This is a genomic window from Sphingobium agri, from assembly GCF_023051225.1.
Classification (GTDB): Bacteria; Pseudomonadota; Alphaproteobacteria; order Sphingomonadales; family Sphingomonadaceae; genus Sphingobium; species Sphingobium agri.
The window spans coordinates 256,771-267,570 of record NZ_JALKHS010000011.1 but is presented as its reverse complement, the minus strand read 5'-3'; the positions used below and the strand labels follow the sequence as shown (position 1 = coordinate 267,570).

Sequence of the window (10,800 nt, the reverse complement as noted above, 5' to 3'; positions counted from 1 at the left end):
ACGCCCTGCTCAAAGCCGATCGATGCTGGACGCAATCTCCAGCTTGATCATCACGGATACTCTAGTCGCCCCTGACGATGCAGCGGAAGCCGATATGGCTGGTCGAGCTGTCGATCGCCTGCGCGTGGCGGGCGGCGGGGCGGTAGCGCTGGCAATAGTTGGCGGCGCACAGATGCGATCCGCCCTTCAGCACCTTTCGCGGGATCGGCGTGTGGGGCATGGCGGGGTCCAGGCTTTCCCGCTTCGTCCCGCCCCTCGGGTTGGCGGGGACGCAGCAGCTTCCCTTCGCCTTGCGCTCGATACGCGGCTGGGCGTACCAGTCGGTCGTCCATTCCCAGACATTGCCGATCATGTCGTAGAGATCGAAGCCGTTCGCCGGATAGCTTTTGACGGGCGAGGTCCGTTCATAGCCGTCCTCAAGCGTGTTGCCATAGGGGAAGGCACCCTGCCAATAATTGGCCAGCATCTTGCCACCGGGCGCGAGTTCGTCACCCCAGGCATATTCGCTGTTATCAAGGCCGCCCCTGGCTGCAAATTCCCATTCCGCTTCGGTCGGCAAAAGCTTCCCCGCCCATTTGGCGTAGGCTTCCGCATCGGGGAAGGCGACGTGCACGACCGGATGGTCCTCCAACCCCACTATGGTGGTGCCCGGCCCGTGAGGATGCCGCCAATCGGTGCCGAAGCTGAACGTCCACCACTGGCTGTAATCCATGAGGTCGACCGGCCCGCGCGTCCGCTGGAACAGCAAGGAGCCTGCATTGGCCATGGCGGGGTCCATGCCGGGATAGTCACGGGGATCGGGCGCTGTCTCAGCCAGCGTGCGATATCCGGTCGCTTCGACAAAGCGCGCGAAATCGGCGTTGGTGACAGGCGTTTCATCGATCCAGAAAGGATCGACGCGCACCTGGCGCGAGGGCGCTTCCTCGGGATAGAAATTGTCCGATCCCATGCGGAAAGTTCCGCCGGGAAGGTGGCGCATGCCCGCCCTCATCGTGCCGCTTGATCCTCTGCCCGAAGTGATAGCCTGCCATTCATGGCTTTCGAGGGAGCCCCATAGCATAGGGTTGCGCGTGGCTTAAAGCGGTGATGATCGCACCCCGTTTAGGAAAATCGCCACGGCGCTGTCGGCCCAACGTTCCAGATCTTGCGGGGTCCACTTTCTGATCCCGAGCGCGGTGGAGCGGAGGGGGGCGGCGAGGACCATGTCCTGGAACATCAGCATGGCGCTTGCGGGATCATCGCAGCAAATCTCGCCGCTTTCCAAAGCTTGCTCGATGATGTGCAGGACCAGGAGGCGGGCGGGGAAGGATTGGTTGTCATCGGCGGCGTGAGCGAGTTCGGGGAAGCGGTGGGCCTCGGCGGTGATGATGGTGTACATCCGCACCATCTTCGGGTCGAGCATGGCTGCCAATATCTGGCGCGCCGCTGTGCCGAGCCGGGCGGCGAGGCTGGCGTCGCCCGAGGGCTGTACCGGGAATTTGGGTTTGAGCAGTCTTTCGCTGACGGCCAGGAACAGTTTTTCCTTGCTGCCGAATCGCGCATAGATGGTCTGCTTGCTCGTGCCAGCCGCAGTGGCGATCGCTTCGATGCTGGCTCCGGTAAATCCCTGGGCGAGGAAAATCCGTTCGGCGGCGTCAAGGATCGCGTGGCTGAGGCGTAACGCGGTCGCAGTGTCCGGGCGTCCGCCTTTGTCCCTCGCTGGCCTGACCGTTCCCATCTGCAATTTTCCTTTCCGGCCGGAGGTTGATGTCTTTCGCCCCAGCTTAACTTGACGGATAGACAAGTTATCGTCAACTTCATGTCAAATTGAATCAGAGCTGGCGGGCGACTCTCGCCTGGGGGAGAGATGCATGTCCGACGTCGCAATGGCTGCCCTGGATCATGACCCGCGCAAGAAGCCGGATCACGCACCCGTTCCGCCTGGTGGGGAGGCGATAAAGGATTGGGGCCTCGCGATCGAAGCGCCGCTGCATGTCGCTGATCCGGACGCTCATTCGTGGGACGAGCAAGCGGATATGGTGGTCGTGGGGCTGGGGGGCGCGGGGATCGCGGCTGCCTTGCACGGACTGGAAGAGGGCCTGAGCGTCATTGCCGTCGATCAATATGATGGCGGGGGATCGTCGGCGGCCAATGGCGGCGTCTATTATGCCGGTGGCGGAACGTCGATCCAGCGCGAAGCGGGGATCACGGATGATCCGGAGCGCATGTTCGCCTATCTGAAGATGGAGACGGGCGGCATCGTTTCCGACGAGACGCTGCGCGATTTCTGCGAGAGCAGCGCAGGCACGTTCGAATGGCTGCGCAGCCACGGCGCGCCGTTCCAGGCAAGCTATCATCCCGGCAAGACCTCTTATCCGCCCATCGACAAATTCCTCTATCATCCTGACAGCAGCCTGGCGGGGCCTTATCGCGACCTGACGCAGCCCGCCGCGCGTGGCCACCGGGTTCATTTCCGCAATGGCAACAAGCCCTGGGGCGTGGGTGCGGGCATGTACAATGCCTTGCGGGCGAGCGCCCTCGCCAAGGGCATGATGTTCCGATCCGGGGCGGAAGCCCGGCAACTGGCGCTGGACAGCGAAGGCCGCGTCATCGGCGTGCGGATCGAGGAGTTCGCCGACCCCGAGACGCGGCGCAAACATTCGCGCTACATCGCCCTTGCCAGCAAATGGATGTCGATGCTGCCCGGCACTTTTCCGGGATCACGCATCACCATTGCCGTGGGCTATCGCTATCTCGCCAAGGCGCGGAGCCTGGAGAGCAGCGTGCGCAAGAGCAGTTGGATCCGGGCGCGCAAGGGATTGGTGCTGAGCGCTGGAGGCTTCATCTGCAATCCGCCGATGGTCCAACATTTCGCACCCGAATATGCGCCCGGACTGCCCAATGGCACGCTGGGCGACAATGGCAGCGGGATCATGCTGGGCGTGACGGCTGGCGCCGCGACCGAGTTGATGGGGCGCGTGTCCGCATGGCGCTTCCTCTCTCCGCCCGAAGCATGGGGGCAGGGGATGCTGGTCAATGGCCGTGGCGGGCGCTTCGTCAACGAGACCTGGTACGGCGCGCGGATCGGCGATGAGATGGTCGAGCGCAATGGCGGGCGGGGCTACATCATATTGGACCGCAGATTGTTCCGGAAAGCGCTGCGCGATGCTTTCCGCCGTGGCACACTGGGCTTTCAGCGGGACATCACGATCGTCAACTGCTTCTTCGCCGCCAAGAAGGCACGGACGCCCGAAGATCTGGCGCGGAAGATGGGTTTCGATCCCGCGACATTCGCGGCGGAGGTCGCCACCTACAATCGTGCGGCAAAAGGAGAGGTCAAGGACCGGTTCCACAAGGCGGCGGATGAGATGCTGCCGTTGGAACAGGGACCCTATTATGCCATCGATGCATCGGTCGATGCGCAGCTTTTCCCCATCGCCTGCATGACGGTGGGCGGCCTGGCGGTTGATGAGCGGACGGGGCAGGTGCGCCGCAATGGCGGGTTGGTTCCGGGGCTATACGCCGCCGGGCGCAACGCGGTGGGCATCTGTTCCAACCTGTATGTCAGCGGCCTTTCCTATGCCGACTGCATCTATTCCGGCCGACGCGCTGCTCGCGCGATTGCGGGCCGCGCCGGTTCGGAATAGTTGCAGGCGCTGTCGTCAGGACCTGTTGCCGCCCGCTTCGCTGAAGACGTCATTGACAAGAGTGGCGCGGCTGTCGTCGTTCAGGTCTATCGATACCAGGATGGGCGTTTCCAGCGGTGCGTCGTCCCGTTCCTCTTCCAATGGAGCGGCGGCGTCGCTTCCGCTGATCTCCTCGCCGACACTGTTGTTCGATCCCTGGGGTTCGATGAAGATGTCGGTGCGTTCGAACCCATGTTCCTGCACCAGATGCTCCACCGCCAGTTCAGCCTCGCGGCGGGTTGAAAAACTATATTCTATCTTCGTGCTCATTGCATTCTCCTGGAACCGCCATGGATATGACCGGTGGCACCGGGCACAAGTCCATTGTTGTTCGTAGAAATGCGCGGGAAGGACATTGGTTCTAGGGGTGCATTTAATTTAGCATGATTGCCGGATCGCCGCGCTTTCACTGCATGATCTCTGTTCATCCTGTGTTTAGACACGACAGGGCGACGGAAAAGCTGCGGCAAGTCGTTGAACTAATTCATTCCCCTTGCGCTGTGCACTGACCTCATGCGCTGCATCAGGACAATCATGGAAGGAGAGCATTATGCGCAACGGAATGATTATCGCTACTCTGGCCGCCGCGGGCCTGCTTGGAACGAGCGCGATCGCTCAAACGACGGCAGGCGGTGGCGTATCGGCGTCCACTCCTGAAGGTTCGGTGGCTGGCGGCGCGACCGCAGGCAGCAACGACCGCGCCCACGGCAAGCACAAGGCAAAACGCCATGATCGTGAGAGCCGCCGCGACGGCGCGACATCCAATTCGGCGTCCACCTATGGTTCGGGCACCATCTATACCGATCGTGATCGTGCGACGGGCGGCGTGACGGCTGGCGGTTCGGCCAGCGGCACGGGATCGCAGAGCACTTCGACGTCGATTGACGCCTATGGATCGACGGATCGCAATGGCTCGACCGGCGAGGTCTACGGTGATTCCACGGCGAATTCCACCAACCCGTCTCGCTGATTTTACTCCCACCTTTTGGGGACAAGCATGCTTGTCCCCAAGAAAGGTGTCACCATGGGACCCATCATCATGATGATCGCGGCGGCGGCAGGCGTTCAGTCGTCGGACGGAACGTGCCGTCGCACCCATATTTTCGCTGATGGCCGTGTCGAAACCTCTGTCATAGCGGATGATGGCCAAGGCGCTTCGGCTGCGTCGAGCAGTTCGCATGGCGCGCATGCTTCGTCGCATGTCAGTGCATCTTCCTCATCGGCAGGCGGGTCCAGGGCATCGTCCAGTGCGTCCAGCTCGTCCGATGGTTCCGGGCGATCCATGACAGTGGCGCGCGGGCCGGAAGGATGCCGGATCATCATCGACGAGCGACCGGAAAGGAACGAATGATGAAGCGAGCAATAGCTATAATCCTGGCGTCGGCCTGTCTGGCTGGCGCGGGCGGCGTTTCCGCGCAGACCAACAGCGCGGCTTCCCAATCCTCCACCCCGACGACAGGCGACGTGTCCGCTGGCACCTATGGTTCCGGCACCACGGACGCGAACAGCGTCGGCGTATCGGGTGGCGGCACCGCCACGGCCGCAGATGGCGGCACGGCGACCACGGACTCGCGCGCCAAGTTCAATGACAATATGGCGCGGCAGCGCTCCGTTGCCACGGCACGCGATGATGACGAGCGGGCGCGGTCAATGACCAACACCCATGTGCGCAAGGATGGGCAGGTTCGATCCCGCTCCATGTCGATCTACAAGGAACGTGGCGAAAAGCCCGTGATCGATCGTCAGACGGCGACGTCCAAATAGCTGGCCATGGCTGCACAGGGCGAGCCCCTTCGATGGGCCGCCCTGCGCAGGGTCCCTTACCGGGTGCGGATGGTCACCTTGTCGACCTTCGCGCGGCTGATGGGGTAGCCGAGCGGGGCGTCGGCCGGATAGCTGCCCACGGGCGCTCCCGTGTCGAGGCCCACGCCGAACGTTTCGTGAATGCTGAAGAAGACGGGGTTGGCCGGGATGGTATCGGAAGCGATCGGCTGATCGTCCACCGTCATCTTCAACGTGCCGCCCTTGCCAAAGCCGCCGCCCGCATAGTCGAAATCCACCTGGATGCTGTGCTTGCCCGATGACAGGGGAGCAGGGCCGACGAGGTCGACGGTCTTCACATCGTAGAGACGATAAGTGAATTTGGGCCGTCCTTCGCCATCGAGATAGAGCGCCATGCCGGAGTCCGTGCCGCCGAGCGCAGCAACGACGCCGCGCGCGCCGGGGGTCGCATCGATGGTGGCCCGCATGGTCCAGGAACGGCTGAACAGGCGAGGCAGCGATACCTCTGGAACGCCGATGTCGCCCTGGCGATAGTCCGCAGCGCGGCGGCCGCCGGTTGGATCGGGAAGCTTGCTCTTGTCGAGCACCTGGCCGCCCAGCGGCAGGAGCTGATTGGCCGCGGCTTCCGTCATGAAGAGCGCCTTCAACTCTTCCAGCTTCTTAGGGTTCTTCGCGGCAAGATCATTGGACTGGGAGAAGTCGGTGCGAAGGTCGTACAGTTCCCACTTGTCTTCTTCCAGCGGGCGCTCCCTGGGGGCATAGGCCATCCAGGGATAGCGGCCATGGAAGGCCGAGGCCATCCAGCCATCATGATAGATGGAGCGATTGCCGAAGACTTCGAAATATTGGGTCGTGTGCCGCTCGCGCGCCTTGGGATCGTTGAAGCTGTAGGCGAGGCTGACGCCGTTCATCGGCTTTTGCCGTACACCATCGACTTCGGCTGGTGTCGGGATGCCGGTGACTTCCAATATGGTGGGGACGATGTCGTTCACATGGCCAAACTGGCTGCGGATGCCGCCCTTCTGCTCGATCCGGTTGGGCCAGCTGAGCACCATGCCGTTACGCGTTCCGCCAAGATGGGAGGCGACGGTCTTCGTCCATTGGAAGGGTGTATCCGACGCCCAGGCCCAGGCGGAGTTGACATGGGCATAGGTCGAAGGGCCGCCGATTTCATCGATGCGGGCGAATGACTTTGCGTCAGGCGAGGGCGACACGCCGGTCAGCCTGCCCATATAGTCGAGGCTGCCTTCCAGCCCGCCTTCCGCGCTCGCGCCATTGTCGCCGACGACATAGATGAAGAGCGTGTTGTCGAACTGGCCGTTCGCCTTGAGTTCATCGACCAGCTTGCCCACTTGCGCGTCGGTGTGCGCGAGAAAAGCGGCGTAGCTTTCCATCAGGCGCGAGGAGAAGCGCTTCTGTTCGGGGGTCAGGCTGTCCCAGGCGGGCATTTCGGCCGGGCGCGGCGTCAATTTGGTGTTGGCGGGGATCACGCCCAGCTTCTTTTGGCGCGCGAAAATCTCTTCGCGCATCTTGTCCCAGCCCTGGTCGAACTTGCCGCGATATTTGTCGATCCATTCCTTGGGCACCTGGATCGGCGCATGGATGCCGCCCGGCGCAAAATAGAGGAAGAAGGGCCGACCGGGCGCTGAGGAGCCGATGGTGTGAACCCAATCCGTCGCGCGGGCAGCGAGATCTTCCGTCAGGTGATAATTGTCGCCCGCTGGCCGCATGACGGGCGTGGTGCCCTGATAGAGTGTCGGGTTGAACTGATCGGTCTCCCCACCCTGAAAGCCGTAGAAGGTGTCGAAGCCCTCTCCCGTAGGCCAGCGGTCGAACGGGCCCGCCTGGCTCAGTTCCCAATCGGGCGTCTGGTGCCATTTGCCAAAGGCCCCGGTCGCATAGCCATTTTCACGCAGGATACGGGCGATCGTTGCGGTATCCTTGCCCTGGAACCCGCTATAGCCTGGCCGCCCGTCGGCGGAATTCATGACGGAGCCGATTCCGGTGGCGTGCGGATTACGGCCCGTCAGCAGGGATGCGCGCGTCGGCGAGCAGATCGCGGTCGTGTGGAAGCGGTTGTAGCGCAGCCCACCGCGAGCGAGCCGGTCGAGCGTCGTCGTTTGCGCCGGGCCGCCGAACGTCGAGGTGGCGCCAAAGCCGACATCATCGAGCAGCACGAGAACGATGTTGGGCGCTCCCTTCGGCGCTTGGCGCACATATTGAGGTGACGAAGGCGTGGCCGTAGGGGCTGAGGTCGTGGCGGGAGGCTGGGCATGGGCCATGGCGGCCACTCCAGCCGCTGAGAGAGCCAGGGTTCTTAAAAGCCGCCGCACATTCTTCATCTCGCCAACCTCTTCCATCATTTATGTACGGTACTATATAGTACAGGCGACCATGGCAATGATTAGCGTCACGCCTAAGCGCGTCGATGTCCGAGCTTGACCTCTCCCCACTAAAATCTGCAGAGACGCACGACAATTCAGGGCGGAATCAAAAGCCGTGGCGCGAGGGGATGAGCGAGTGAGCAGCGAAGAATCTGTCGAAGCAGGCGGCAGGACCAGTTTGCGGCGGGCCCATGTCGCGCTTGGCATATTCCTTCTTGCCTACATATTATCCTTCGTCGACCGGCAAATTTTGAGCCTGATGGTCGAGCCGATCAAACAGGATCTGGGCCTCAGCGATTTGCAGGTCGGCTTATTGCAGGGGCTGGCCTTCGCCATGCTGTACGCGGTCGTCGGCATCCCCATCGGCATGCTGGCCGACAGGATCAGCCGCCGCCGGATCATCGCGGTGGGCGTATTATTCTGGAGCGCCTGCACCGCCCTTTGCGGCTTTGCGGGAAGCTATGCCCATCTGTTCGCCGCGCGGATGGGCGTGGGCCTGGGCGAAGCGTCGCTTTCTCCATCGGCCCATAGCTGGCTGAGCGATGCCTATCCTCCCGCGCAGCTTTCGCGGGCGATGGCGATCTACAATCTCGGCATCACGATCGGCGGCGGGCTTGCGTTGCTGGTGGGCGGCGCTGTGGTGGACATGGTCGCCGAGCAGGGGGCCTTGATGGTTCCCGGAGTGGGGCCGATGCCGACATGGCGCGCGGCCTTCATTCTGGTGGCGCTGCCCGGCCTGGTGGTGACGGCGCTTGTTTTCCTCGCGCGTGAACCGGCGCGCCGGGCGGGATGGGCAAGCGCGGGCATGCCGTTGCGCGCCGCGCTGTCGCATCTGCGCGCGCATTGGCGGACGTTCGCCGCGATCTACGGCAATTCCACATTGCTGGGGATCATGGGTTATGGCCTGATGGCCTGGTATCCGACGCTGCTGATCCGCACGTTCGGCATGACGCCGGGGCAGGCTTCGCTCCGTCTGGGCTTGATCTACCTCGTCCTCGGGAGCCTAGGGTCGTTGGCTGGCGGGTTCGCGGCGGAGAGGCTGTCGCTGAAGGGCGTTCGCGATGCCAATTTGCGGATGACGATGATCCTCGCCTTCCTGTGCCTGGTCCCGGCCGCCCTTGCGCCGATCATGCCCTCGGTGACGCTGTTGTTGCTGTTCTTTTCCCTGCTGACCTTTTGCTTCAACGGCTATTTCGGCTGCTCGCTGGCCGCGATCCAGCTTGCAACGCCGCCGAGCATGCGGGCGACGGGCGCTGCGCTGTTCCTGCTTGCCAACAGTCTGGTGGGGCTGTCGCTGGGTACTGCCATCGTGCCGTTGATCGACAGCGCCTTGTTTGGCGGAGAGGGGCAGATCGGCCCGGCGCTGGCGACGGTGGGCTTCTGTGCGTCGCTTTTCGCTGCTCTGGCCGCATGGTCCGGGCTGCGCAGCTATGCGGTGACGAGCGAGGCGGTGGCGCGCGGCTGAGTGGCCCGATTTCGTGCATGGCCGGGTGATATTGTTGATTATAGCGTTGGTTATAGCTGGCGCCAAAGGCCCCGGTTTCCGGGATGTTTCAACATATTAACCATGGAGGCGGCGATGTCGCCTTCACTTCGACCTCGGAACCCGAGGGCCGAGATGCTGGTTGGCTGCCCGCAGGTTATCCTGCAGTGCGACCCAAACTGCCCTGCCTTCTGATCAGGAGGTGGGGCTCTTTGTGTCTGGAACAGCTCAGGCCACTGGCCGCAGATGGTCAGGCAGATCGTCGGCCGAATAATCGCGGCACTCGATCCGGGGCGAAGCGCTGTAGGTGCTGAAATGTTCAAGCGGCATGGCAGAGCCGCAAAAAGTACATTCGGCAGTCATCCGCCCGATGATCCATTGTTGCCGGTCACATCCGGGACAATGGTTTGGCTCATCTTCCCGATAGAGGGGGGAATAGCTATATGTTGCCGACCAGCCTGTCGCGCTTTCCATCCGCATTGATTTGCCTCATTTTTTTTGACGACCTGTCAATGTAACGGAAGGCGCGACGTTCAGTTGCATGGGCCTTGCTGCAGATCATGCAGCTAAGCAGCCTGTATGTTGATCCGGTTCAGGACAGCAATTTGATGATCGAGGAGAAATCCTGACCCGGTTCCCCCTTGTTCGCGAGCAGTTGGTAGAGGCTTTCCGCCTGCGCCCCCATGGGCACGCTGGCGTTGACCGACGCTGCTGCTTCGAGTGCGAGTTTGAGGTCCTTCAGCATCAGGGCGACGGCAAAACCGCCGTTATAGCCATTGTCGGCGGGTGATTGGGGGCCGACGCCGGGGACGGGGCAGTAGCTGGTCATGGACCAGCTTTGCCCTGACGAGACGCTGGAGATATCATAGAAGGTCTGCGCGTCGAGCCCGATCTTTTCCGCCATGGCAAAGGCTTCGCAGGTCGCCACCATGGTCGCGCCGAGCAGCATGTTATTGCAGATTTTCGCCGCCTGGCCATTGCCGTCGCTGCCGGCGTGGATCACCGCCTTGCCCATGGCGGACAGGATGGGCTTTGCCTTGGCGAACGCGTCATCGTTGCCGCCCACCATGAAGGTGAGCGACCCGGCACTGGCCGCCGCGATGCCCCCGGAAACGGGCGCGTCGGCCATCTGGAAGCCCTTCGCCTTCGCCGCGGCGATCACGCGGCGGGCGGTTGCCACGTCGATGGTCGAGCAATCGAGGAACAGCGCGCCGGGCTTGGCTGCGCCGAACACCTCGCCGGTATAGACGGCTTCCACATGCTTGCCCGCCGGAAGCATGGTGACGACGGCATCCGCGCCGGTGACTGCTTCGGCAGCGCTGCCCGTGCGGATGGCGCCTGCTGCCTCCGCCTTGGCAAGCGCGTCGTCGGACAGGTCGAAGGCGCGGACGGTGAAGCCGTTTTTGGCAAGATTGGCGGCCATTCCGCCGCCCATATTACCCAGGCCAATGAAGGCGATCGTTTCAGTCATCCTGCTTCGTCCTTA

At 62.8% G+C, this 10,800-nt stretch carries 11 protein-coding genes; 5 read left to right on the top strand and 6 right to left on the bottom strand.

All coding sequences use genetic code 11. From position 1 onward, the window contains the following. Positions 1 to 61 precede the first annotated feature (61 nt). The gene (locus MU848_RS14925; protein WP_247233811.1) at positions 62 to 979 is read right to left on the bottom strand and encodes a formylglycine-generating enzyme family protein; all 918 of its coding nucleotides are present in this window, start codon (positions 977 to 979) and stop codon (positions 62 to 64) included. Between the two features lie 96 nt (positions 980 to 1,075). Beyond that, the gene (locus MU848_RS14920) at positions 1,076 to 1,717 is read right to left on the bottom strand and encodes a TetR/AcrR family transcriptional regulator (RefSeq protein ID WP_247233809.1); all 642 of its coding nucleotides are present in this window, start codon (positions 1,715 to 1,717) and stop codon (positions 1,076 to 1,078) included. A gap of 133 nt (positions 1,718 to 1,850) precedes the next feature. Between MU848_RS14920 and MU848_RS14915 the strand changes: the two genes are divergently transcribed. Continuing rightward, a complete protein-coding gene (locus MU848_RS14915; protein WP_247233807.1) occupies positions 1,851 to 3,626 on the top strand; it encodes an FAD-binding protein in 1,776 nt (591 codons plus the stop codon). A 15-nt stretch (positions 3,627 to 3,641) separates the two neighbouring features. On the opposite strand, the gene MU848_RS14910 is transcribed toward MU848_RS14915, so the two are convergent. Beyond that, positions 3,642 to 3,935 (bottom strand): hypothetical protein, encoded by a 294-nt coding sequence (locus tag MU848_RS14910; RefSeq protein ID WP_201516133.1) that lies wholly within the window; start codon positions 3,933 to 3,935, stop codon positions 3,642 to 3,644. A gap of 280 nt (positions 3,936 to 4,215) precedes the next feature. On the opposite strand from MU848_RS14910, the gene MU848_RS14905 reads away from it, so the two are divergent. The 3 genes from MU848_RS14905 to MU848_RS14895 are packed head-to-tail and all read left to right on the top strand — an operon-like array spanning position 4,216 to position 5,429. Continuing rightward, positions 4,216 to 4,635, top strand: coding sequence for a hypothetical protein (locus MU848_RS14905; protein WP_097093625.1), 420 nt, complete (start codon positions 4,216 to 4,218; stop codon positions 4,633 to 4,635). Between the two features lie 27 nt (positions 4,636 to 4,662). Next, positions 4,663 to 5,016: a hypothetical protein gene (locus MU848_RS14900; protein WP_247233805.1), complete on the top strand. Its 354-nt coding sequence runs from the start codon at positions 4,663 to 4,665 to the stop codon at positions 5,014 to 5,016. Next, entirely contained in the window at positions 5,016 to 5,429 is a 414-nt protein-coding gene (locus tag MU848_RS14895) for a hypothetical protein (RefSeq protein ID WP_201516131.1), read from the top strand. Before MU848_RS14900 ends, MU848_RS14895 begins: the two co-directional genes overlap by 1 nt. Before the next feature lie 56 nt (positions 5,430 to 5,485). Here the strand turns inward: MU848_RS14895 and MU848_RS14890 are convergent, their stop codons facing one another. Beyond that, a complete protein-coding gene (locus MU848_RS14890) occupies positions 5,486 to 7,810 on the bottom strand; it encodes an arylsulfatase (protein ID WP_247233803.1) in 2,325 nt (774 codons plus the stop codon). A 157-nt stretch (positions 7,811 to 7,967) separates the two neighbouring features. Between MU848_RS14890 and MU848_RS14885 the strand changes: the two genes are divergently transcribed. Continuing rightward, positions 7,968 to 9,296: an MFS transporter gene (locus MU848_RS14885; RefSeq protein ID WP_247233801.1), complete on the top strand. Its 1,329-nt coding sequence runs from the start codon at positions 7,968 to 7,970 to the stop codon at positions 9,294 to 9,296. Positions 9,297 to 9,542: 246 nt separating this feature from the next. On the opposite strand, the gene MU848_RS14880 is transcribed toward MU848_RS14885, so the two are convergent. Together MU848_RS14880 and mmsB are read right to left on the bottom strand one after the other, a co-directional pair. Further along, entirely contained in the window at positions 9,543 to 9,794 is a 252-nt protein-coding gene (locus MU848_RS14880) for a hypothetical protein (RefSeq protein WP_247233799.1), read from the bottom strand. Positions 9,795 to 9,906: 112 nt separating this feature from the next. Then, positions 9,907 to 10,785 (bottom strand): 3-hydroxyisobutyrate dehydrogenase, encoded by an 879-nt coding sequence (mmsB, locus tag MU848_RS14875; RefSeq protein ID WP_247233797.1) that lies wholly within the window; start codon positions 10,783 to 10,785, stop codon positions 9,907 to 9,909. Positions 10,786 to 10,800: the final 15 nt, after the last annotated feature.

Coding starts and splice junctions, on each gene's coding strand:
- MU848_RS14880 (WP_247233799.1), bottom strand. CDS start 9,794: ATGCGGATGGAAAGCGCGACAGGCTGGTCGGCAACATATAGCTATTCC.
- MU848_RS14925 (WP_247233811.1), bottom strand. CDS start 979: ATGCGCCACCTTCCCGGCGGAACTTTCCGCATGGGATCGGACAATTTC.
- MU848_RS14900 (WP_247233805.1), top strand. CDS start 4,663: ATGCTTGTCCCCAAGAAAGGTGTCACCATGGGACCCATCATCATGATG.
- mmsB (WP_247233797.1), bottom strand. CDS start 10,785: ATGACTGAAACGATCGCCTTCATTGGCCTGGGTAATATGGGCGGCGGA.
- MU848_RS14915 (WP_247233807.1), top strand. CDS start 1,851: ATGTCCGACGTCGCAATGGCTGCCCTGGATCATGACCCGCGCAAGAAG.
- MU848_RS14910 (WP_201516133.1), bottom strand. CDS start 3,935: ATGAGCACGAAGATAGAATATAGTTTTTCAACCCGCCGCGAGGCTGAA.
- MU848_RS14895 (WP_201516131.1), top strand. CDS start 5,016: ATGAAGCGAGCAATAGCTATAATCCTGGCGTCGGCCTGTCTGGCTGGC.
- MU848_RS14890 (WP_247233803.1), bottom strand. CDS start 7,810: ATGATGGAAGAGGTTGGCGAGATGAAGAATGTGCGGCGGCTTTTAAGA.
- MU848_RS14905 (WP_097093625.1), top strand. CDS start 4,216: ATGCGCAACGGAATGATTATCGCTACTCTGGCCGCCGCGGGCCTGCTT.
- MU848_RS14920 (WP_247233809.1), bottom strand. CDS start 1,717: ATGGGAACGGTCAGGCCAGCGAGGGACAAAGGCGGACGCCCGGACACT.